We start from the raw sequence: 24073 nt of genomic DNA, 5'->3' as shown, positions 1-24073 counted from the left end.
GTTACATAACCTCCTGAGCAGTGAATTGACGAACATCAACAAAGTGACCTGCAACCGCAGCCGCAGCGGCCATCTCAGGACTGACAAGATGTGTACGTGCGCCATTTCCTTGTCTTCCTTCAAAGTTCCGGTTAGAAGTGGAGGCACAGCGTTCGCCAGCAGGGACAATATCATCATTCATGGCTAAACACATACTGCAGCCCGCCTCACGCCATTCAAAGCCCGATTCCTTAAAGATGACATCTAAGCCTTCTTTTTCCGCCGCAAGTTTTACACTAAACGAGCCTGGAACAACAATCGCCGTAACGGAAGGATTGACCTTTTTGCCACGAATCACTTCTGCCGCTTTCCGCAGGTCGCTTAACCGTGAATTGGTACAAGAACCAATGAACACATGATCAATTTTTACATTTGAAATTGGTTCACCAGCTATAAGTCCCATGTATTCAAGCGCGCGGTTAATTTCGTCCTTTTCGCTAGCTCTTTCAACATCATCCGGACTTGGGACATTGGCTGTGACAGGAATACACATACCAGGATTGGTTCCCCATGTAACCTGAGGTTCGACTTCTGCAGCCTCAATTTCAACCACTGCATCATAAGTAGCACCTTCGTCAGTAGCTAATAATTTCCAAGCTGCAACTGCTTCTTCAAAAGCTTCCCCTTGTGGTACGTGACGGCGGCCTCGTAAATATTCAAAGGTTGTTTCATCAGGAGTGATCAAGCCTGCTCTTGCACCAGCTTCGATCGACATGTTACAAACGGTCATCCGTTCTTCCATGGACAAGGCACGAATCGCTTCCCCAGTATATTCCATTACATAACCTGTTCCAAATTGGACGCCAAATTTGCCAATGATCGCTAGAATGAGGTCCTTGGCTGTTACGCCAACTCCAAGTTTTCCGTTTACTTTTACATTAAGAGTTTTTGGCGGAGCCTGCCAAAGCGTTTGGGTGGCAAGAACATGTTCTACTTCACTTGTACCAATACCAAAGGCTAAGGCCCCGAATGCACCATGGGTTGAGGTGTGACTATCCCCGCAGACAATAGTTTTTCCAGGTTGGGTGAGGCCAAGCTCAGGACCAATAACATGGACGATTCCATTGTCTGGATGATGAATGTCAGCCAATGTAATACCGAACTCCTGACAGTTTTCCTGTAAGGTATCAATTTGCTTTTTAGAAATGGGGTCATTAATAACAAGACGCTGCCGGGTAGGAACATTATGATCCATTGTTGCGTAAGTAAGATCCGGACGGCGGACTTTGCGTCCGTTCATTCGTAAGCCTTCAAATGCTTGAGGAGAGGTTACTTCATGTACGAGGTGTAAATCGATATAAAGTAAATCGGGCTTGCCTTCCTCTTGATGGACAACATGTTGTTCCCAGATTTTTTGGATGATATTTTTTGGTGTTTGCATAGCTTTCTTCCTCACGTTAATAGATTTAGATGTTTGCTTTTGAAAAATTTGCAAGGAATCCGCCAAGCTTTCTTTTTAAGGATGCTCTCTTAAACTTGCCTGTTGACTTCCGTTCCAGGCGCGAGCGGTTCGTGGGTGTTTCCGGCGAGCCTCCTCGGAGAAACGCGCCTGCGGGGTCTCCCCTGAACCATACTCCCACAGGAGTATTCGCGCCTTCCACTCCAATCAACAGAGTGTATAAATCAACACTGTTCTTTAACACAGCCTTTAAGAAAAAATGGCGGATTCAATCGTCTCTATTAAAAATAACAGCTGGCGATACACTTGGATGCATTTTGTGATTTAATGTAATCCACGATTAAATTAGTCATTTCTACAGTTCCAACAAGGCGTCCATCTGACACCTGAAGATCACCGGTATGGAAGCCGGCATCAAGCACAGACTGAACCGCGTCTTCAATTACCTTCGCTTCATCATCTAATTGGAAGGAATAACGTAACATGAGCGCAGCGGATAAAATCATCGCAACTGGATTAGCTACCCCTTTTCCTGCGATGTCAGGAGCAGAGCCATGAACTGGTTCATAAAGACCAACTCCATCTTCGCGTAGGCTGGCAGATGGAAGCATTCCAAGCGAACCTGTTAGTACGGATGCCTCGTCGCTTAAGATATCACCAAAAAGATTCTCAGTAACGATTACGTCAAAGTGAGTGGGATTCGTGATCAATTTCATTGCTGCTGCATCTACTAACACATGTTCAACAGCCACATCTGGATATTGAGCTTTTTTCTCTTCCACTACTTCGCGCCATAGTTTACTGGACTCAAGCACATTGGCTTTGTCAACAGAGGTTAAGTGCCCGCGTCGCTGCTGAGCCGCTTGGAAACCTTTATCTACAATTCTTTCGATCTCTTTACGTGTGTAAGCTAGTGTGTCTACCACAGCATTTCCATTATCACGTCGTTCACTTGGTGTTCCAAAGTAAAGGCCGCCCGTTAATTCACGTACAATAAGGAGGTCACTGCCAGATACTACTTCTTCCTTCAAAGGTGATGCATGGAGAAGATTTTTGAATCCTTTGATTGGCCTTAAGTTTGCATATAAATCAAGTGCCTTACGGATTCCAAGTAAGCCGCGTTCTGGACGTAAATGGGAAGGGTTCTGATCCCATTTTGGCCCACCGACTGCTCCAAGTAATACTGCATCTGCCTGCTTACAGGCATCAACCGTTGAGTCTGGAAGGGGAGTGCCGTATTGATCAATGGCTGCTCCTCCGATTTCATGGGTCTCAAAGCTGAATGAATGATTATATTCTTCCGCTACGGCGCTTAATACTTCTCTTGCTGAATGAATGACTTCCTTACCGATTCCATCACCAGGAAGTAAGACAATATGTTTTTTCATTAGAGCAACCTCCTCATTTTTTTTAAAATAAGGGCGTTTGCTTACGCCCATACTTTTAAGAAATAGCTGTTTCTGTTACTAATGCTTTTTGGTTATAAAATACGCGGTTTACTGCGTTTAGGAATGATTTGGCTGATGCTTCTAGTACGTCTTGCGCTGATCCGCGGCCGCTGACTTTGACTCCGTTTACGGTCATTTTTACGTGAACTTCAGCTAGGGCATCTCGGCCTTGGCCAACGGAACTTAATCGAAAATCTGTGAGATGAATTTCTTCTTTAATGAGTGCTTCTAATGTGTTCATTAGAGCCTCAACACTTCCTGATCCTGTACGCGCAGTTTCTACACGGATTCCTTCTGGAGTAGTTAATGCTACCGTCGCAGTTGGGAGATTGGCTGAACCGTATTGTACTTGGAAAGCAACAAGTTCGTATTTTTTCACATCGACTGATGTCGTTTGGATATCGGTTAAAATCGTAAACAAATCTTCGTCCGTTACTTCTTTTTTTCGGTCTGTTAATTGTTTAAAAGCAATGAAGGCCTTACCTAGTTTTTCAGGAGATAGGGTGTAGCCCATTTGCTCAATTTTGTCCTTAAATGCATGTCTGCCGGAGTGTTTCCCGAGGACTAAATCATTGGATTTAACCCCAACTAATTCAGGTGTAATAATTTCATAGGTTAAGGTATTTTTTAACACGCCGTCCTGATGAATACCTGACTCATGGGCAAAAGCATTTTTTCCAACAACCGCTTTGTTAGGAGGGACTAACATACCTGTAAAACGGCTGACAAGATCACTTGTACGTTTGATTTCTTTTAATACTAGATTTGTAGTGTAAGGATACTTATCTTTACGAATATTTAAGGCTACAGCAATTTCCTCTAAAGAGGCGTTACCGGCACGTTCACCAATTCCGTTGATTGTTCCCTCTACTTGTGTCACTCCATTTTCAATGGCAGCAAGGCTATTTGCGACTGCCATACCCAGGTCATCGTGGCAGTGGCAAGAAAGGGATACTTTATGAATATTAGGTACATGTTCTCGAATGTAGCGGAACATGCGGCCATATTCTTCCGGTGTTGTATAGCCTACCGTATCAGGTAGATTGATGACGGTTGCCCCAGCATCAATTACTTTTGTAATAATCTGAACCAGAAAGTCAAGGTCAGAGCGGGAAGCATCCTCTGCAGACCATTCCACCTGCGGGAATCTTTGGCGAGCATAAGCGACCATGTCCACTGCCGTTTGTGTGACTTGTTCGGGTGTTTTCATTAGCTTATATTTCATATGGATAGGGGAGGTAGCAAGAAACACATGCAATCTAGGCTCAGCCGCATCTTTTAAGGCATCCCACGCAATGTCAATGTCTGATTTTGTCGCGCGTGCCAAGCCTGTAACGGATGCATTTTTAATCGTTTGGGCAATCGCTCGTACTGCTTCAAAATCTCCTTGTGAGGAAGCCGGGAAGCCGGCCTCCATAATATCTACACCAAATCGTTCTAGCTGTCTTGCAATCTCTAACTTCTCGAGCTGGTTTAAATTCACACCAGGTGACTGCTCACCATCGCGTAAGGTTGTATCAAAGATGTTAACGTGAACCATTTACCACCACTTCCTTCTTCGCATTTACTGGCTTTTTAATGAATGGCATTAATGCACGAAGTTCTCGGCCAACAACCTCGATTTGGTGATTGTTCTCAGCGCGATTGATTGCGTTGAATTGTGGGCGATTTGCTTGGTTTTCAAGGATCCAGCCTTTTGCAAACACGCCAGTTTGGATATCTTTTAAAACTTCCTTCATTCTTGCTTTTGTATCCTCATTTACAACGCGTGGTCCAGATACGAAATCTCCCCATTGAGCTGTATCTGAAATAGAATAGCGCATGTTTTCTAAGCCACCCTCATATAAAAGGTCCACGATTAACTTCAATTCGTGTAAGCACTCAAAATAGGCAACCTCAGGCTGATAACCTGCTTCTACAAGTGTTTCGAAGCCTGCTTTGATAAGAGCCGTTGTACCTCCACATAGGACCGCTTGTTCTCCGAATAGATCTGTTTCTGTTTCCTCTTGGAATGTAGTTTCTAACACACCTGCACGAGCAGATCCAATTCCTTTTGCATATGCAAGAGCTACTTCACGCGCTTGACCAGTATAGTCTTGATAAACAGCGTAAAGGGCAGGAACGCCAGCGCCTTCAGTGTATGTGCGTCTTACTAAATGTCCAGGTCCTTTAGGTGCAACGAGGAAGACATCTACATCAGCTGGAGGGACAATTTGGCTAAAGTGAACATTAAAGCCGTGAGCAAAAACAAGAGCATTACCTGCTTCAAGATTTGGTTTAATACTTTCTTCATACACTTTAGGTTGCATTTCGTCTGGAAGAAGAACCATGACCACATCGGCAACAGCAGTTGCTTCTGCTACAGAACGAACATCAAGTCCATCTTCAACTGCCTTATCCCATGATTTGCCGCCTCTAAGACCAACCACTACATCAAATCCACTTTCTTTTAAGTTCAAAGCATGTGCATGACCTTGTGAACCATATCCGATTACCGCAACTTTTTTTCCTTGTAAAACTGCCTCTTGAATATCTCCGTTATAAAGTACCTTTACCATAATGAATCATCCTTTCAGGAATAGTTTTTATTTTAATAGTGAGTACGTAGCTAATTCATTTACTTGCGGTTGATGTCCTCTTTGAAGGGCCGTCAGTCCTGTTCTGGCAATTTCTTTAATACCGTAAGGGCGGAGCAGCTCAATCAGAGCATCGATTTTATCAGGGCGTCCTGTGATTTGGATGGCTAAGCTATCCTTGCTGACATCAATAATTAAGGCACGAAACGGATCAATGATTCCGTTGATTTCGCTTCGGAGCTGGCTGCTGCTGGCTACCTTGATTAGAGCGAGCTCTCTTGCAACAATGGCTTTGTCCGTAATATCGGATACTTTTAATACATCAATTTGCTTGTTTAATTGTTTTGTTACTTGTTCAAGGCGTTGGTCGTCTTCCACTTCGACTACTAACGTCATCTTAGAGATGCCTTCGGTTTCCGTCGGCCCAACAGAGATGCTTGAAATATTGAATTGCCGTCTTTGTAAGAGGCCTGTGACCCGGTTTAGGACGCCGCTTCGGTCTTGGACAGTGGCTGTTATGATCCGTTTCATGGTTTCACCCCAATCATTTCATGGATTCCTTTGCCTGGTGCAATCATTGGAAACACTTTTTCCTGTTGAAGAACGCGGCAATCAACAAGAACTGGGCCATTGTGTGCAAAAACTTCTGGTAAGACTGTAATGAGCTCTTCCTGTGTGTTCACTTTAACACCGCGAATCGAGTAACTTTCAGCCAGCTTGACGAAATCAGGCTGAGTATGAAGGATAGATTCAGAAATACGGTTTCCATGCAGTAGTTCCTGCCATTGGCGAACCATTCCGAGTGCCCCGTTATTAACGATGATGATTTTTACAGGAAGGTTTCTTTCATAAATGACCGATAATTCCTGAAGGGTCATTTGGAAACCTCCGTCTCCTACAATAGCAACAACTGTACTTTCTGGTGAGGCAATTTGTGCTCCGATGGCGGCAGGAAAGCCAAAGCCCATCGTGCCAAGTCCACCTGATGTGATCCAACGGTGTGGCTGCTTAAAAGTGTAATACTGAGCGGCCCACATTTGATGCTGACCTACGTCAGTTGCAACAATGGCATTTCCATTCGTTACTTTATGAACAGCCTCAATTACCCACTGTGGACATATTCCGTTTGAATCATGCTTATACCAAAGCGGATATTCCTGTTTGTACTGTTGGAGTGTTGCTAGCCAGGCTTGGTGCTCCGGCTGTTCCACCTCATGCTGCGCTAATTCCAATAATGCCTCACGTGTATCAGAAACAATTGGAATTTGTGTTGGTATGTTTTTTCCAATTTCGGCAGGGTCAATGTCGATATGGGCTACCTTTGCATTTGGTGCAAAGTGTTTCAAGTTCCCAGTTAAGCGATCATCGAACCGTGCGCCAAAATTGATAAGTAAATCACAATCGTATAAAGCCATATTTGCTGCATATGTTCCATGCATCCCGCCCATTCCTAAGGAGAGAGGGCTGTCAGCAGGGAAGGCACCTAATCCAAGTAGTGTAGTGACTACTGGAAGATCGTATTTTTCAGCAAAAGCAGTCAGTTCAACTGAAGCTTTGCCGTGAAGAACTCCAGCTCCGGCGAGGACAACCGGCTTTTTTGCTTTAGAAATAGAATCTGCCAGTTTCTTAATTTGTAATGGATTAGGTTTGGTTGTTGGCTGATAGCCTGGTAGATTGATAAAAGCTTCTTTTGGTTCTTCTGTTAATTCTCCTGCCGAAATATCTTTTGGAATGTCGACTAAGACTGGGCCAGGCCGGCCGGTAGAAGCAATATGGAAAGCTTCCTTCACAATTCTTGGTAAATCGGAAATAGATTGCACTTGATAATTATGTTTGGTAATTGGTGTTGTAATAGCCATCACGTCTGCTTCCTGGAAGGCGTCTGTGCCGATGACACTCCGTGCAACCTGCCCTGTAAATACTACGAGCGGAAGGGAATCCATCATGGCATCGGTAATTCCAGTTACCAGGTTCGTGGCACCTGGCCCTGAAGTGGCAATGACTACTCCAGGTTTTCCAGTAATCCGAGCATATCCTTCAGCAGCATGGATCATACCTTGCTCGTGGCGGAAAAGGATATGATTGATGGTTCCTTTTGCCCGATAGATGGCATCATAGATCGGAAGGACGGCACCTCCTGGATACCCAAATAATGTATCAACACCTTCTTGTTTCAATAAGTCGATCAGAAGGTCGGCACCTGTTTTGGGTTCAGTACTGGTTTGGAATTCCAGCTTTTTTGCTTCTACTTTCACGTCGTAATCCCTCCTTGCGGATAATTGAATATTAGAAAAACTCAGCGTATGGCTGTGGTCTTGTAAAATAAAGTAGGTTGAGTTTCTCAACTCTTTGGAAGATTTGTAGATATATTGCAAAAATGTGTAGATAAAGTTAGAAAATGTGTAGATATCCATTAAAATCGTGTAGATAAGTTCTAAATTTGTGTAGATATCTATCAAAAATGTGTAGATAAAGATTAAATGTCCTCAAAAATAGTAAAAAAGGCCCTATCCTCCCCGAATAAACTGCAGTGAAGTAGATCATTAGCAGAATAATCGGGGAGAAAAGGCCTTTCTTTTTCTCGGTACCACCCGGTTCTACAGCATTCTTACGAATACTGCCTTATGAAGCGACAACAAATTGAATAACGCTTCTTTTGATAACAGGTGTTAAGAAACAACACCTGATTGAGCCTACTAAGCAAGGACCGTTCAGCACAATACTCAGGGATGATGTCGGAATAAGGTGCATTACTGGGCTTCCAGCAACCCCAGCTCTCTGAAAATGCAAATTCTTATTCCTTTATTCCCGTCATCGATTTCGTTTATTTTGTTGTCAAGGATGGAACGAAAGTTAGTACCTTTACTTCTCAGTGGAAGGGGAGGGGTACTAGTAGATCCCATTATCAAGCGGTCGTACCCACTTTTCTTTATATTTTCATTACCCCTCCAGTATTGGCAGATGTAACAAGCTTTGCATATTTTGCTAGATAACCAGTTTTAATTTTTGGCTCTGGTTTTACCCATGCAGCAAGTCTAGTTGCTAACACTTCATCATCAACGACAAGCTCAATTGAACGTGCTTCGAGGTCAATTAGAATTTTGTCCCCATTTTCAACGAGGCCAATTGGTCCGCCTTCAGCTGCTTCAGGTGAGATATGACCGATGGAAATTCCGCGGCTAGCACCTGAGAAACGGCCATCTGTGATTAGAGCTACTTCTTTCCCTAAGCCTCGGCCCATAATAGCGGAGGTAGGGGCTAGCATTTCTGGCATTCCTGGACCGCCTTTTGGACCTTCGTAGCGGATGACCACTACATGGCCGGCTTTAACCGTTCCGTTATGAATGCTTTCTAATGCTTCATCCTGAGAATCAAAGACGATTGCTTCTCCAAGGAATGTTTGAATCGAAGGATCGACAGCACCAACCTTGATGACACCGCCATCTGGTGCAATGTTTCCATAAAGGATGGACAGGCCTCCAACAGGACTATATGGATTATCTTTTGTGCGGATGACTTCTTGATTGGTAATTGTGGCATCCTTCACATTTTCTCTAAGAGTTTTTCCTGTAATTGTTAGGCAGTTGTCATGCAATGCACCATCTACTTTATATAGTTCATTGATAATGGCACTTACCCCGCCGGCACGATGAACATCGTCCATTGAAAAATCAGATGCTGGCATAATCTTAGAAAGGTAAGGGACTCTTTCCGCAATTTTATTAATTTCGCGGAGATCGTAATCGATACCCGCTTCATGGGCAATAGCAAGAGTGTGTAACACAGTATTAGTAGATCCGCCCATTGCCATATCAAGTGCAAAGGCATTATCAATGGCTTCTCTCGTAATAATGTCTCGTGGACGAATATCCTTTTTCACCAAGTCAATCAAATGTCTGGCAGCCTGGCGAATCAGTTCATGTCTCTCATCAGAAGTAGCAACAATCGTTCCATTTCCAGGTACCGTCATTCCTAACACTTCCATGAGGCAGTTCATGGAGTTTGCTGTAAACATTCCAGAGCAAGAACCACAAGTTGGGCAGGCTTGAGTTTCAATTTCAAGGAGCTGCTGCTGACTAATGGTGCCGTTATGGTAAGCACCCACACCCTCAAATACAGAAGTGAGGGAAAGGTTTTTTCCTGTGGAAGGAGAGACGCCTGCTTCCATTGGACCACCTGAAATAAATACTGATGGTACATTGGTTCTTGCGGCAGCCATCAGCATTCCTGGTGTGATCTTGTCACAGTTTGGTATGTAAAACACACCATCGAACCAATGGGCATTAATAACAGTTTCGGCACTATCGGCAATAATTTCACGGCTAGGGAGGGAATAGCGCATACCAATATGGCCCATCGCTATTCCATCATCAACGCCAATTGTATTAAATTCAAAAGGAATTCCACCAGCTTCGCGGATTGCCTCTTTTACAATCTCACCGAAATGATTAAGGTGTTTATGTCCGGGAATAATTTCAATAAACGAGTTACAAACCCCGATAAATGGTTTTTCTAAATCACTCGTTTTTACCCCAGTTGCATATAGAAGGCTGCGGTGGGGGGCACGGTCAATTCCCTTTTTAATCATATCGCTTCGCATGTATCTATCTCCTAACTGACAATGGCATGGTTTGCACCTTCTGGATAACAAGCCACTCCGTCTGTTGTGACAATTCGTCTAAATTCTTTTAATAGTTCGTTCGTAACTTCACCAGGTTTTCCATTTTTGATCACCCGGCGATCAACTTCAATAACAGCAATGACTTCAACGGCTGTTCCCGTTAAGAACACTTCATCAGCAACATACACATCATGTCTGGTAAATGGTGATTCCCTAACCTCGTACCCTTTCGCTCTTGCAACATCGATGATGGCGTTGCGGGTAATTCCTTCTAATGCTCCTAAATAGACTGGAGGGGTGTAAATGACACCATTCTTTACAATGAAGATATTGTCAGCAGAACCTTCAGTTACATAACCTTGGTCATTCAGCATGAGGGCTTCTTGAACCCCTACCTGATTGGCTTCTAATTTAACAAGGATATTATTTAAGTAGTTAAGCGATTTAATTTGTGGACTTAGTACATCTGGGCGATTCCTTCTGCTAGCTACGGAAGCTATTTTAATCCCGTTTTCATAAAACTCCTGTGGATACATGGTAAGTTCCTCAGCGATAATGATTACATTTGGATTGGAGCAGGATGAAGGGTCCAGGCCTAAATTTCCTCTACCACGTGAAACAACGACACGAATATAGGCGCTGTCCAGTTGGTTTTTTCTAATTGTCTCAACAACTAATTGCGTCATTTCCTCCTGTGTATAAGGAATATCCAGCATAATGGATTGAGCTGATTCGTACAGTCTTTTAAGGTGAGCGTCTAGTCTAAAGACGTTTCCGCTGTATACGCGAATGCCTTCAAATACGCCATCCCCATATAAAAAACCGTGATCATATACTGAAATAACAGCATCCTCTTTCTTGACGAATTCGCCGCCAAGGAAAATCCATTGACTTCCCAACCTAACCACTCCTCTTTAGTAATAAACCGCTTTAAATAGCTAAATTTTTAGTTTAAAAGAATTGCCTTGCTGCATCTAAGAAAAGGTGATGTGCAAAGGCTGTAATATCTTATAGATGATTATTTTCGATAATCATACAACCAATCGATAACATGGTCAACATAAAAATCTGACAATTCAAAACAATCAAAATAATTGGTAGCGTTTTCATTATTGCTGTAATAGGAAAGAGAAGAAGAAAAAAATTTTAGAAATTTTTTTAAATGAGTGGCAATTAGAGAGAATCGGAGGAAATTTAGAAGAGGGAGGCAGGAGGTATACGATGAAATCGTAATAGGAATACCCGAAAGAAGAGAGGGATCTCTTAATCTATTTTAGCAAGGTATTCATACACCTCCTGCAAATTAGTAAATCCCTTTATATGCGCCAGTTGTAAAAAATGGCTCCAAATTTGTGCGGTCATCATCGCATCTCCAAGTGCATGGTGCCTATTTTTTATATCAATTCCACATTGAGTACATACATCTTCAAGTGGCCAAGATTTGATTGAGGGGTTAGAGAGTCGAATTAAGAAGGAGGTATCGATAATTCGATGATTAAATTTTGTTCGTAATAGATCCCAAGTCATTTTTTGCATAAAGGATTGTTCGTGTTTTGCATGGTGTGCGATTAAACTATCACTTTTAATGAATTGCATAAACTTGATCAATACCTCGGAGGCAGATGGTGCTGCCTTAAGCTCTGATTCTTGGATATTAGTAAGTGCAGCAATCTCTTCCGAAAGTGGAAGATTTGATTTGATTAATGAGTAGAAGGTCTCTGCCTCTCTAATTTGGCTACCGACCATCTTTACAGCTCCAATGGAAATCACTTGGTCACCCTTATCCGGATGAAATCCAGTCGTTTCTAAGTCAAAAACAACAACCTTTAATTCGTGCAGGGGAGATTCTAAGGCGTTATTTTGTTTCATTTCTCTTTGAACCTGTCTAAGAAAGGCGATTTGCTGTGGTGTAGATTGGCCTTGGATACCTGCGTAAATATTCGGACTAATTTTTCCAGATATTTGTTTGAAAAATTGGATCATCTCATTCATCCCCATACGTATCGTCCTTTTCTAGTAGCTTTCTAACGTTGTGATAGAGGGCGGATCCGCTTTTAATGATATCCTTTACCTCTCTGGTTTGATCTTTTGTTAAATGTCTAATTGGCAGATAGTGCCCTGAATCGTAATCCGTTGAATGACAATACCGGAGTCGGTAGTTCAGAAGCTGTGTAAATTGCTGGATATAAATATCTCTTTCTTTAGCTGACATCCATGTAAGGGAGAGTTTTTTTAAACGTGATAGGGTAGAGGTCTCCAACACATGCTCTTTAATAGCGGCTAGGCGAATTGCATTAATAAAGGGTAAAAAGCCAAGTTCTTTTATGTTTAGTGATCCTGTATGTGGACCGTGTGTCTCTACTAACAGTTGGCCTAACACGTTTATTCCCTTTTTAAGATGCAGTGTATTATTGAGTAATTTGCTATAAAGGTGTTGGTTATTAACCGTTTGATAGATTTGTTGTTTCAAAATTTTCACATACTCTGCCACACCGTAAACCGATCTGGCATCAAGAAAGATTAGCAGATACCTAATGGACTCCCAAGAGGCTTCCGTTGTCCATTTTGTTAATTGCTCCTGCCATTCAGATAATGATTTACACCAAAGAGGATTGCCTGCCATAATTCCTCCATCACAATAAGGATATCCAGCTTGATATAAACCCTTAGAAATTTCCTTTCCTAAAGCTAAAAAATAGGACTTCGCCACATCAGATGTATCCGTATAAATCAATCCATGGTCCTGGTCGCTCCAAATCGATTGCTCATTCCGACCGGCACTTCCCATGACAAAAAATGAAAAAGGAGTGGGTGAAGGGCCATAGCGAAGCGAAATGTGCTGGATCGCTGTCTCTAGTACTTTAGTTAAAATTTGATGGTGAAATTCATTTAACAACAAATGGTCTTGAGCAACTTGTTGTATATGAGATTGTCGAAACTTGCCAATTGCTTCATAAATGCCAGACTCCATCCTTAACACCTCCTCATAAAAAAATGTAAAAGGCAGAGGCTGACCCGCTTGATGTGGATCAGTCCCGCCAATTGTAGCAAGTTATTGTGCTTTAAGTTTTTGATCATTTGATAGTAACTCAGGATATCCATAGCTGCCATGTTCGCTCATATCGAGTCCGATGATTTCTTCCTCTTCGGTTACACGCAGTCCATTCATAAACTTTTTCATAAGTGCTAATAAAACAAACGATATAAGGAAGGCAAATGCCGCGCAAGTGAATACACCTAGTGCTTGAACGCCTAACTGGTGGAAGCCTCCTCCGTAAAATAAACCTGGCTTTCCAACCGTTGCTAATTCTTTTGTTGCGAAAAATCCAGTGGATAAGGTGCCCCAAACCCCTGCTGTTCCATGAACAGATAAAGCAGCAATTGGATCATCAATTCCCTTGCTTTCGAAGAAACGAATACTATAGAATACGAGAATACCGGAAATAAAACCGATCAGAACAGCTGCCCATGTATCAACAAATGCACAGGAAGCAGTTATAGCCACCAAACCTGCCAAAGCCCCGTTTAACATCATCGGTACATCCGCTTTTCCTAAGACCATCCAGGAAATAATCATAGCAGCTACTGTTCCAGCCGCCGCAGCTAGATTGGTATTAATGGCAACGAACCCGAAAAATCCTTTGTCGACGGATAGGGTACTACCTGCGTTAAAACCGAACCAACCTACCCATAAAAGTAATACGCTTAATGCAGTGAACACTTGATTATGACCCGAAAGGTTATTGGCAGAACCGTCTTTATTAAACTTCCCAATACGTGGTTTTAAAAGAATAGTAGCAGCAAGAGCTGCCATAGCACCGGTTAAATGAACAACAGTCGAACCAGCAAAATCCTGTTTTCCATGTTCAGCTAACCAACCGCCGCCCCAGATCCAATGAGCGATAGGAGGATAGACAATGACCGAGAAAAGGACAGAGAATACGAGGTAGGCACTCAACTTCGCACGTTCCGCAAATCCTCCGAAAGCGATCGTTAGTGAAATTCCTGCAAAAGCTAATTGAAATAAAAAGAATACAGCACCAGAGAGTGATAAACCTTTGATATCATAGCCCGAATATAAGAAGTCGGAAAAGCCGATGATAGGATTTCCTTTACCGAAAATCAATCCATAACCTACTGCCCAGAACACAATGGAGCTTATTCCAAAGGTAAGGATCGTTTTTCCAGCGATATGTCCTGCGTTCTTCATTCTAGTTGAGCCGGTCTCGAGAAGGATGAACCCCCCGATCATTAAAATAACGAGCACAGCACTAACCATTACCCATAAACTGTTCATTAAAAATAAAGTATCCATTTTTTCTCCCCCTTTAGAATGATGTTAATTTTTATAACATTTAGTGTAGTTGTATTTTTACATGAAAAAGGGGAGGATTCTATAAGTTTGTAAGAAAACCTAACATGGTTTTTGGAAAAGGGGAGATATTCAGTATAAAAAAACCCCGATTCTAGCAAAGAATCGGGATTAAATGGTAAATTTAATTTTTTCGAATCCCAAATTGAGCATTCAGTTGCCCTTGGATCATCTTTCGACGAATGGCATCCTGGTTGACTTTCTTTTGTTCGCGGAGCATTTCTTTTCTGATTTCGTGTGTTTGAATCCCATCTTCGATTTTATTGGCAATCTCCATCAGTAATTCCACGTCGGAAAAAGAAAATTTTCTACTGCCGCCTGCTGATCTTTCTGGAAAAATAAGTTTCCGCTCTTCGTAATATCTTATTTGTCTCTCTGAAAGACCGGTTAGATCTCTAACAATACCGATTGTGATTACCTTCTTATCTTTATAAGATAAATCTTTTCCCATTTTAGACTCTCACCACACCCTGTTCGTGTTATAGTCAGTAAATTCATAATATACACTACATTATATGTTAGATTTTCTCACATCCGACTGGATATTGGTACTATATTATATAAATATTTTTGAGAAGGTTCTTGTGCAGGAGATACGCTGCTTATTTAGAGGGGGATGTCTTTTTATATAGGTTAGCGAGCTCTCTAATCGTAAGGGAATGTAACTCGCTTTCGGATGATCCGCTATGTTCAGATTCCATTAATTTTTTTATATAGAATTGTTTTAATCGCTCAAGACCTTTACGTAAATGGGTGGCCATTTTCCTCCCCCTTTTTGGTTGGCTTTGTTAAACTTGTCTGTTGATTTCCGCTCCAATCAACAGGGAATAAAAATCAACAATCTTCTTTAACACAGCCTTTGAATTTAGTAATTTTGTAGTTTTCGTAAAAGGTCATTGGCTTGTGAGCCCATTACCTTCATTAGTTCTTCGTACAACTCATCTCGTAGCCGATCTAACTGTAGGATTTTTTTGGCTAACTGAATTTCTTGTCTTTGGTTCATAGGAATCTTCCTCTCCGTGTTTATATTCAAAAACTTATCTGAATTTGTATTCTTTGTCAGTAACTGTGTAAGAAAAGGTAACAGCTTATTTCCTGATGGTAAAAAAACAATGAGAGAAATGCTTATAACTATGTAAGATTTATTAAAAGTAGGAGTGACTAGTGCCCGTGTAGACGTAAAAAGAAGGTGAACGGTAAGTAGTTGCGGTGACTAGTGCCCGTGGAGGCGTAAAAAGCTGGTGAACGGTAAGTAGTGACAGTGACTAGTGCCCATGTAGACATAAAAGGAAGGTGAAACGGTAAGTAGTGGAGATGACTAGTGCCCGTGAAGGCGTAAAAGAAAGGGAAACGGTAACTAGTCGCGAGGATTAGTGCCCGTGAAGGAAGAAAAAAGGAAAGAACGGTAACTAGAGGGCAGCAAGTACACAATAAATAAAAGAACCAGGAAACTGACCTGGTTCTTGTAAGGACTATTAATACTCCCCGTCAAACGGTGTGAATGGGATGTTAAATCTTCTTTCAAGAACGCGAACACGTTGATTCACTCGTTGAAGGCGGCGTTGCAGTTGATTAACATCACGTTGAAGTTGATTGATCTCTCTTTCTTGACGCTCATTTTGTCGCTCTAATTGATTCACTCGGCGTTCTAACTGTTGTGGCTGTCTGTTAGGATCATACTGATCATATTGGTCATGAGTGACATATGGATACATTTGCTCAGCTGGAACATAGGTGTGATATTCAATCGGCATTTGTTGCGGGACTCCGTAATAATTATAAGGGTTCATTGGGCATCTCTCCTATCGGGATATTACCCTATAAATTATGCCAAGGTTTTTGGAGTGTAACGGCGAATGCCTATTTTTAAAATAGTACAAAGTGATACGTTAGTCTATTAACGTATTACTATAGTAAGAAAATTTTGCAATTGAATAAATAATTAATAAAAGTTATAATCAATTATATTCAAAATATTATTATTATTTGGTAAAATTACTTTTAAAATAAAAAAGTGGAGGTCTACAAATGAAGAAATTAAAGTTAGCTTCAACGGTTTTCATGGTGGCATTACTCTTGCTTCTATCAGCCTGTGGGACAAGTAAAACAGGCGGCGATGGAGGAAAAACATTAAGAGTCGTTACCGACGCTGCATACGCACCATTTGAATACCAGGATAAAGGAGAAGTAGTAGGGTTCGATATTGATTTCATTAACGCGGTAGCTAAAGAAGCAGGTCTTAAAATTAAGGTTGAACATGTAGGCTGGGATCCATTATTTGTGGAACTGGACAAGAAAACTGCTGACCTAGGTATCTCTGCTATTACGATTAATGATGAACGTAAGCAATCATATGACTTTACTGTGCCATATTTCTTATCTACTAATAAAATCCTCGTCCCTCAAGGCAGCGATATCAAGAGTGCTGAAGATTTAAAGAATGGTAAAACAGTTGCTGTTCAAAATGCAACAACAGGTCAAGAAGCTGTCGAAGGTCTTCTTGGTAAAAACAATGAGAAAATTAAAAAATTCGAAAACAACAATCTAGCAATCCTTGAATTAAAGAGCGGCGGAGCAGATGCAGTTGTTGCGGATAATACCGTTGTTGAACAATATGTGAAAAATAATCCAAAAGATAATTTCGTAGTTATTGAAGATTCAGGTGCATTTGCAAAAGAATTCTACGGACTTATGATGCCAAAAGGTAGCAAGTTGAAAGCAGACCTTGATAAAGCCATTAAAGAAGTAATTGATAACGGAACATACGCAAAGATTTACAAGAAGTGGTTTAAGGTAGAACCAGATACTAAAATTTTAAAAGATCAACAATAATCGGTACTCTAAAAAATTGCGTAACTCTTTCAAACTAGCAGTTACGCAATTTTTGGTTAATTATGAAATTAAAAAAAGGTACTAGTGTGGATAACTGGAATAGTTGTCTGAATCTAGCTTCAGCGCCTAGCCCCTCGGGTCAAATAACCTTCGGCAAGAAAAGTCAAAATGCGGACTTTTCTCACCGAAGAACATTTGCCTGTCGGGGCTGAACGAGGCGCTTCCGCCTTTTATTTTTAGCAACATAGTTTAGCATCCGCACTCGATGCATAAGGAGCATCACGTCTGTATAAGGGGGACACAAGATGGATTTTCGTTGGGATATTTTAGCGGAGTACGCTCCGTTCTTTTTAAAAGGAACGTTACTAACCATTGGACTTTCAATCGCCAGTATAATAATTGGAACGGTATTGGGGTTATTAATTGGTTTAGGAAAAATGATGAGGAACAAGCTCTTAGCTTTACCATTTAGTATTTATATTACCTTTTTTAGAGGTACACCCTTACTCGTGCAAATTCTACTAATTCATTTTGCGGTAGTACCTTTATTCACCGGGAGTACAAACGCTATCGCGGCTGCCATTCTAACACTATCGTTAAATGCTGCTGCCTATATAGCTGAGATTTTCCGAGCTGGAATTCAGTCCATTGATCGAGGACAAATGGAAGCAGCCCGTTCATTAGGGATGACTCATGTTCAATCTATGTGGAATATCATCTTACCGCAAGCATTTAAACGAATGATTCCTCCATTAGGAAATGAATTTATTGTTCTTATTAAAGAGTCGTCATTGGCTGCGCTAATTGCCGCTCCTGAATTAATGTATTGGGGACGAGCCATGCAGGGTCAGTATTTCCGGGTTTGGGAACCGTATATCACTGCCGCTGTAATTTATCTCGTATTAACTCTCTCCTTAAGCTTCCTGTTATCACGTCTTGAAAGGAGGTTGGCAACAGAATGATTGAAGTAAGAAATTTGAAAAAGTCATTTGGAAGTAATGAAGTTCTCAAGGATATTAATGTTACGGTTAAGCCGCAAGAGGTTGTAGTAGTCATTGGACCTTCAGGTTCTGGTAAATCTACTTTCCTGCGTTGCCTTAACATGCTTGAATCGATCACGGGCGGTCATGTATATATTGAAGGGGTGGATTTAACGGACAAGCAGACAGATATCAATAAGGTCCGAACAGAAGTAGGCATGGTTTTCCAACAGTTCAACCTATTTCCTCATAAAAAGGTGATTGAAAATATTATGCTTGCACCTATGAAGGTAAGGAATGTACCAGCGGAAATAGCACGAAAAAAAGGCTTAGAGCTGTTACGAAAAGTAGGGTTGGAGGACAAGGCTGAAGCCTACCCTGATTCTTTGTCAGGTGGGCAAAAGCAACGTGTTGCTATCGCGAGGGCGTTAGCCATGGAACCAAAGATCATGCTGTTTGATGAACCGACTTCTGCCCTTGATCCAGAAATGGTTGGTGAGGTGCTAGAGGTTATGAAACAACTTGCAAAAGAGGGTATGACCATGGTAGTGGTTACACATGAAATGGGCTTTGCCAAAGAAGTTGGGGATCGGGTTATTTTCATGGACGGCGGTCTCGTTGTCGAAGAAAATATTCCGGTTGATTTATTCGAAAATCCACAGGAAGAACGTACGAAGGCATTTTTAAGTAAGGTATTATAATATGTTATTTGTAAGGGAGGCTATTGTGCCTCCCTTTGTTATATGATAAGCATATAAAATTCGACTTCGAGAAATGTCCAGCTCCAGTGCCTAGCCAGTTTTCATCCTGAATAATCACCCTTGAGTATCTTGTAACAATCATGGTTTGATAAAGCGATGATTGTTACAGCTCGGGTCAAATAACCTTCGGCAAGTAAAGCCAAAGAGCGACTTTTCTTGCCGAAGAACATTTGCCTGTCGGGGTTGACCAAGGCGCTTGCGCTTTTCTTAATTATCAAAGTTAAATACGTCAACAATCTTGTCAGCTTTGATTCGGTTTTGACAAAGCTTGAACACTTGGTTGAAGAAGTCTCCCACTTCATTTGGTGATGAAGGTAGTTTGATTTGAACTGTTGTTGACCCAAACATTTGTTTAAAATAAGCTTTTCTTTGATCGTTTTTTCCGTCGCGCTTAAACGGCTTATACATCCAGACAAAATGGGGAATTCCTTCAATCTCTTGAACTTGCCGGATCTCCGCGCAAGTAGTTGATTTATCATGCGCATAAATCACTAAATAATAGTTTTCATTTCGATGCCAATCAATGAATAAAAAGTAATAACCTGAGTCACTATCCAGTTGGGTTACTTCATAGCCAGCTAAGGTATGTTTGCCATTCGTCCATTGATGAAATTTAGGTAATGTACCGCCAACAATTTCTAGTTTCTTTAATTCATATGAGACTGGATTAGCTTTTTCTATATGATGGGACAAAATTAAGGCTTGTTCCTTTTCCAAGTTCAATTCTCCTTTAGATCTTTGGTTTTATTATACTTTTGTTGTGGTATTTAAGGAAGAAGGTCCCGCACGTCAAAGTAAACATTTCTTCTCATCAATAGTTACATTTGACTCCAAATTGACATACAACTGTCATCTTTTTAAAAAATACCTCTGATAGAATCTTAATAATTGGGACTTATATTCGAAACAACCGTCGAATACTATATGGAATAATTGTGCCTCTTTTCCATATGAATGACATAGAGTGGCTGCAATTGGAGGGAAAGACTATGACGTTAGAAAAACAATTAAAGGAAAAAAACTACTATAAAATGTTCATTAATGAACATGAGGATATTCATCCGATTCAAGTACTTGGTGAAGCTTTTCATGAGGAAGCTGAAAAGGATGTACCTGATTTATCATCTATTCGTTTCGCCCAAGGGGAAGTGTACTTTCATTATAAAGATTACGAAGCAGCTATTTTTAAATGGGAAAACATCAGTAATGACTTGGCACCATGGGCAAAGAAAAATACTGCAGATGCCTATTACCATTTGGGTCTGCTTTCAACTGCAGAAGATCTATACACAGCAATAAAATCGGATAATCTCACTTTAAATACAGAAGTATCCTTACATTTATTTTCACTATATATTGAGCGAGAAAAATTAGATTCAGCTGTGTTTACCATTAAAAAAACGGTTGCTTCCAATCCGGATTATCCAGATGTAACGGAAATTGCCCGCGCATTTTTTGAGGAGCAGCAGGATTGGAATAATGCGCTTGAATTGGCAGTAAATGAGGCCATGCGTACGGAATCGATTCAATGGTTCGATGTCATCAATGCGTATGTGGAAAAAGGTGTAACAAAAAATCATCCGCCAAGGTATTTTTCACAGAGCTTAATTCTCTTGTATTCATTAGATAAAGAGAGATTTGAACAATTGATTACATCCCTATGGAGAAGCTACGAAAATGAAGAGTCCTATTTTACATGGATTAACGAAATTAATCACTTGTTATTAAATTTGGATATCAGCCGTGAAGAAAACTGGTCTGTCCTTTCTCAGCTACATAAGGATGCTTATCTGAGCTTAATTGAAGGAAGATATTTTATAAAGATGTTGCAAGGGTTTATCCCTGACCTGCTAACGAATTGGCTGCGCCTTGCAGACTCATCAACGGTGGTTATTTCCTCTGCTGCAGTCCTTTCGTGGAATGAGCTTTTTCCAACAAGCATTAGTTCAACGATTGTTAATGAAGCAGAAGAATTGATAAGCACGACAGAATTAAGTTTTGATGAAAGAGATGAGTGCTTAATCCTCTTTAATAGCATTCTGGATTGGGCGGTAGCGCATGACATGGGTGAAAATAATCGGGTAAAGTGGCGTGTTGATCAGCTATGTAACTTTGACACCCAGCACATCTTAATCGCTGGATTAGGTGGAAGCGGCAAATCGACATTTATCAATACTGTTTTAGGCGAAGAGCTACAGGATAGCCCAACATCTACTGTCGTCATGTTTACAGATGCGGAAGAAGAAGAAGTTGTTGAAATTACCGATAACTCCTTTACGATTTTGCCAGACCATTCAGATTTCCTAGAACGAATGGGCCGTCGCCGGAATGCTTTAGAAGCTATTATTGAATATAGACAGCCAAACCAATTTTTACAGGAAAATAGAGTAGCATTCATTGATACTCCTGGATTAAAAGGGAATCAGTATGAGCAGCCTGAGGTATTTAGAAACCTAAATGTTGCAGACAGAATTCTTTTTGTACTGGATGCCAATTCTGGATTCTCTGCGAAAGAAAGAACATTACTGAATCAAATTCAAGAAATAGCACCGGATATTCCGATCCATTTTCTCTTAAGTAAAATGGATACCATTGTGGATGAACAGGAAGCAATCAAAGTTTTTGATGAAACTAGGTCCGTCATTCAATCTGTTTTACCTGATGCAAACGTATTTGCTTTTTCATCTCAATATGATCGTAAACAGCAGCTACAGGATTTAACGAAATTTATTCATTCTATTAAAACTACAATCAGCCTAGAAGACAAGCGCTTGGCAAAACTATTGTATTATATTCGAACTACGATTTCGAGCCTATTACAAAAGCGGATTGATGTTGAAAATCAACTAGTAGAATCCATCCGGTGGAATGAAGACATGTTAATGAAGTTAAATGGAGCGGTAAACCAACTGAGGGATACGGAAGTGCAAAAAGCAAAAGCGATTGTTCGTTCGTACCGTGCAATCAAGGAAACCATTCAGAAGGATATTTCAGTAACAGTTCCGAAAATGCTCCAGGATTGCTCAACTCTCATTAAGGAAGATAGTAATTTTAGTAAAATTCACCTTGAGCTTAATGATGAAATGAATCGACGGATTCAAGAATATTTAGAACAAACGGTGATGCCGAATTTCTATCTGTCTTTCCAAAAATGGATTGAAAGCTGCCATGAGGAATTCAATCAAAGTCAGGAATATTTAAATGAGATGGGCGAAGGCTTTAACCAAATGTATGGCGACGAACGACTAAAGCTGGAATGTGATTTTAAAGTACTAGATGATTGGCGCCGGGATACGGACCGTATGACAAGTCGATTCGAACTGGAAACGGTCAATATTCTGCTTCGTCGAACTCCGCAACAATTCTTATTAAAGAGTGCAGGAAAGCTATTGGGTGCTATTACTCAAAATAAAGCGTTGCTGTTTAACAAATATAAATCATTTGTGGAAAATGAAGATTACACAGAAGCAATCGAAGCTATAAATAAACAGTTCTTCCAGTCTTTTGAGCTGTTTGAAAAATCCTTGGAGAGGGATGTTACGTTGTTCTTTAAAAATCCAGTTGCCATTATAAATCAATTGGTAGAAGAGACACGTACCGCAATCCAAACCAACCAAGAGATGCTTAACAAACTAAATACCAATCCTGAGATGTTCCGCGATCCATTGACGTTGTTTGAAGCAAGACTGCGTCAATTCGAGTGGATGACGGTGGCTGGAAGAGGTATACAAACAATCTATTAATAATAAAAGGGAGATGCTATATGCATCTCCCTTTTGCTTTATAAAGTTGATGATGCCCAGTAACTAATCATACTTTTTTCCATAATGGTTATATTATTCCTTAATGGCTATTAGTAGGAAGGTGTTCGAGATTATCCTCGTTTAAATGCGGAGATTCTAAACTATTCAGAGGATGAGGCAAATATTATGATTGCGAATGGGTGGTTAAAACAGCCGCCATTAGCTGCCAATCGAAGGGACTTGGCAAAGGAATAAAGGAATAGATAGAGATGTGTGGAATTATTAATAAGGGAATGAGGAGGAATTTTAGGAGGAATTCGAGTGGATTATATTTTTGAATCAGTTAGAGAAAACATTTATGTGCTGGCCGTTTGGGATGCAAGCTGGAATTCATATAATAACTGTTATTTTATTGTAGAAGGAAAATCCGTCACGGTCATCGATTCGGGGAAACAACAGCATACAGAATATATAGAACAGGCACTGCGCAGCATAGGTAAATCAGTTGAGGATGTGGTTCTTTGTTTGGCAACACATGGTCATGAGGATCATGTACAAGCAGCATCTGCTTTTAAATATGCAAAAAAATTGATTCACCCCAATGAGAGGGAAACCATTGAATGTTCCGAGCCGGAGCAATTTTTATATGAACTACCAAGCCAGGGGCACTATGGCGATTTTGAATGCCAGTTGGTTGGCTATCATACTCCAGGCTCAGTTGTTTTCTTTCACAAGCCAACAAAAACTTTATTTACAGGCGATTTTCTTTGCTTCTTTGGAGACCCGTTATCAGCAGATGGGTTAGTTTCCGTGGGAAGTGAGCTTCGAGAGGAATGGTTGAAGTATTTACGTGATGGTGGAGTGTCAGAAAAAGATATTCCCCCGTTTCTTAATGGATTAGAAATTTTATCGGCATTTGATGCTGATGCTATGTGTTCCGGTCATGGTGGGGTGCTAATTGGCAATATTAAGGAGTTTTTCATGGATTTAATTACTACGGGGAAAAAGGAGCTAACTTTGTGAAGCCATTTGAAATTAGCAATATGATTATTGATGATGATTTTTATAATGAAGAGTATATAACAGCTGATTTTTCCTATCAAAATCAGGATTACAGCATTACCTTTAAAAAAGCAGACCTTGAAGTCATTAATGCATGGGTATTTAAAGAGGGCACTTCCCTTCCAGCCAACCTTTCGGATGATATGGTTGAGCTAATTAGACAAGATGTTGAGAAGAGGATCTAGTCAAAATGACTAGGTCTTTTTTTGTCATATAAAACCCGTTGCTTAAATCCTCCAT

The 24073-nt window shown here is 40.8% G+C and carries 21 protein-coding genes and 1 pseudogene; 7 read left to right on the top strand and 15 right to left on the bottom strand.

Features of this window, described 5'->3' with window-relative positions; all coding sequences use genetic code 11:
* Position 1: 1 nt before the first annotated feature.
* From leuC to QE429_RS22015, 14 genes are all read right to left on the bottom strand, one after another.
* Positions 2 to 1420, bottom strand: coding sequence for a 3-isopropylmalate dehydratase large subunit (gene leuC / locus QE429_RS22080; protein ID WP_307290069.1), 1419 nt, complete (start codon positions 1418 to 1420; stop codon positions 2 to 4).
* A 299-nt stretch (positions 1421 to 1719) separates the two neighbouring features.
* Complete coding sequence (leuB, locus tag QE429_RS22075; protein WP_307290068.1) at positions 1720 to 2826, bottom strand: 3-isopropylmalate dehydrogenase; 1107 nt, start codon at positions 2824 to 2826, stop codon at positions 1720 to 1722.
* A gap of 55 nt (positions 2827 to 2881) precedes the next feature.
* On the bottom strand, positions 2882 to 4426 hold the full coding sequence (locus tag QE429_RS22070; RefSeq protein ID WP_307290067.1) for a 2-isopropylmalate synthase: 1545 nt from the start codon (positions 4424 to 4426) through the stop codon (positions 2882 to 2884).
* Entirely contained in the window at positions 4413 to 5444 is a 1032-nt protein-coding gene (gene ilvC / locus QE429_RS22065) for a ketol-acid reductoisomerase (protein ID WP_307290066.1), read from the bottom strand. Before ilvC ends, QE429_RS22070 begins: the two co-directional genes overlap by 14 nt.
* Before the next feature lie 27 nt (positions 5445 to 5471).
* A complete protein-coding gene (ilvN, locus tag QE429_RS22060) occupies positions 5472 to 5993 on the bottom strand; it encodes an acetolactate synthase small subunit (RefSeq protein ID WP_307290065.1) in 522 nt (173 codons plus the stop codon).
* On the bottom strand, positions 5990 to 7717 hold the full coding sequence (ilvB, locus tag QE429_RS22055; RefSeq protein WP_307290064.1) for an acetolactate synthase large subunit: 1728 nt from the start codon (positions 7715 to 7717) through the stop codon (positions 5990 to 5992). The genes ilvN and ilvB overlap by 4 nt, the downstream gene beginning before the upstream one ends.
* A gap of 674 nt (positions 7718 to 8391) precedes the next feature.
* On the bottom strand, positions 8392 to 10062 hold the full coding sequence (gene ilvD, locus QE429_RS22050) for a dihydroxy-acid dehydratase (RefSeq protein ID WP_307290063.1): 1671 nt from the start codon (positions 10060 to 10062) through the stop codon (positions 8392 to 8394).
* An 11-nt stretch (positions 10063 to 10073) separates the two neighbouring features.
* Positions 10074 to 10982, bottom strand: a complete 909-nt coding sequence (gene ilvE / locus QE429_RS22045) for a branched-chain-amino-acid transaminase (RefSeq protein WP_307290062.1) — start codon at positions 10980 to 10982, stop codon at positions 10074 to 10076.
* Between the two features lie 364 nt (positions 10983 to 11346).
* Positions 11347 to 12081 (bottom strand): exonuclease domain-containing protein, encoded by a 735-nt coding sequence (locus QE429_RS22040; RefSeq protein WP_307290061.1) that lies wholly within the window; start codon positions 12079 to 12081, stop codon positions 11347 to 11349.
* A complete protein-coding gene (locus QE429_RS22035) occupies positions 12068 to 13054 on the bottom strand; it encodes a DUF294 nucleotidyltransferase-like domain-containing protein (protein ID WP_307290060.1) in 987 nt (328 codons plus the stop codon). The genes QE429_RS22040 and QE429_RS22035 overlap by 14 nt, the downstream gene beginning before the upstream one ends.
* An 81-nt stretch (positions 13055 to 13135) precedes the next feature.
* Positions 13136 to 14398 (bottom strand): ammonium transporter, encoded by a 1263-nt coding sequence (locus QE429_RS22030; RefSeq protein WP_307290059.1) that lies wholly within the window; start codon positions 14396 to 14398, stop codon positions 13136 to 13138.
* A 181-nt stretch (positions 14399 to 14579) separates the two neighbouring features.
* The gene (locus tag QE429_RS22025; protein WP_307290058.1) at positions 14580 to 14906 is read right to left on the bottom strand and encodes a MerR family transcriptional regulator; all 327 of its coding nucleotides are present in this window, start codon (positions 14904 to 14906) and stop codon (positions 14580 to 14582) included.
* A gap of 414 nt (positions 14907 to 15320) precedes the next feature.
* Positions 15321 to 15458 carry a hypothetical protein gene (locus QE429_RS22020; protein ID WP_307290057.1) on the bottom strand — a complete coding sequence of 46 codons (138 nt, stop codon included), beginning with the start codon at positions 15456 to 15458 and terminating at the stop codon, positions 15321 to 15323.
* Positions 15459 to 15930: 472 nt separating this feature from the next.
* On the bottom strand, positions 15931 to 16245 hold the full coding sequence (locus QE429_RS22015) for a hypothetical protein (protein WP_307290056.1): 315 nt from the start codon (positions 16243 to 16245) through the stop codon (positions 15931 to 15933).
* 238 nt (positions 16246 to 16483) lie between these two features.
* Here QE429_RS22015 and QE429_RS22010 point away from each other — a divergent pair, with 238 nt between their 5' ends.
* From QE429_RS22010 to QE429_RS22000, 3 genes are all read left to right on the top strand, one after another.
* On the top strand, positions 16484 to 17287 hold the full coding sequence (locus tag QE429_RS22010; protein ID WP_307290055.1) for a basic amino acid ABC transporter substrate-binding protein: 804 nt from the start codon (positions 16484 to 16486) through the stop codon (positions 17285 to 17287).
* A 305-nt stretch (positions 17288 to 17592) separates the two neighbouring features.
* A complete protein-coding gene (locus QE429_RS22005) occupies positions 17593 to 18249 on the top strand; it encodes an amino acid ABC transporter permease (RefSeq protein WP_307290054.1) in 657 nt (218 codons plus the stop codon).
* A complete protein-coding gene (locus QE429_RS22000) occupies positions 18246 to 18968 on the top strand; it encodes an amino acid ABC transporter ATP-binding protein (protein WP_307290053.1) in 723 nt (240 codons plus the stop codon). The genes QE429_RS22005 and QE429_RS22000 overlap by 4 nt, the downstream gene beginning before the upstream one ends.
* A gap of 267 nt (positions 18969 to 19235) precedes the next feature.
* On the opposite strand, the gene QE429_RS21995 is transcribed toward QE429_RS22000, so the two are convergent.
* Positions 19236 to 19745, bottom strand: a complete 510-nt coding sequence (locus QE429_RS21995) for a hypothetical protein (protein ID WP_307290052.1) — start codon at positions 19743 to 19745, stop codon at positions 19236 to 19238.
* Between the two features lie 272 nt (positions 19746 to 20017).
* Here QE429_RS21995 and QE429_RS21990 point away from each other — a divergent pair, with 272 nt between their 5' ends.
* The 4 genes and pseudogenes from QE429_RS21990 to QE429_RS21975 all read left to right on the top strand — a co-directional run bounded on the left by QE429_RS21990 (position 20018) and on the right by QE429_RS21975 (position 24018).
* Positions 20018 to 22771, top strand: a complete 2754-nt coding sequence (locus QE429_RS21990) for a GTPase domain-containing protein (RefSeq protein ID WP_307290051.1) — start codon at positions 20018 to 20020, stop codon at positions 22769 to 22771.
* Between the two features lie 141 nt (positions 22772 to 22912).
* A pseudogene (locus QE429_RS21985) lies at positions 22913 to 23026 on the top strand (DUF3231 family protein); the annotation flags it as partial.
* A 66-nt stretch (positions 23027 to 23092) separates the two neighbouring features.
* A complete protein-coding gene (locus QE429_RS21980) occupies positions 23093 to 23794 on the top strand; it encodes an MBL fold metallo-hydrolase (protein WP_307290050.1) in 702 nt (233 codons plus the stop codon).
* Positions 23791 to 24018, top strand: a complete 228-nt coding sequence (locus QE429_RS21975) for a hypothetical protein (protein ID WP_307290049.1) — start codon at positions 23791 to 23793, stop codon at positions 24016 to 24018. The genes QE429_RS21980 and QE429_RS21975 overlap by 4 nt, the downstream gene beginning before the upstream one ends.
* Positions 24019 to 24073 lie beyond the last annotated feature (55 nt).

This window comes from Bacillus sp. SORGH_AS_0510 (genome assembly GCF_030818775.1).
Classification (GTDB): Bacteria; Bacillota; Bacilli; order Bacillales; family Cytobacillaceae; genus Neobacillus.
This window is presented reverse-complemented; position numbering and strand designations above follow the sequence as displayed.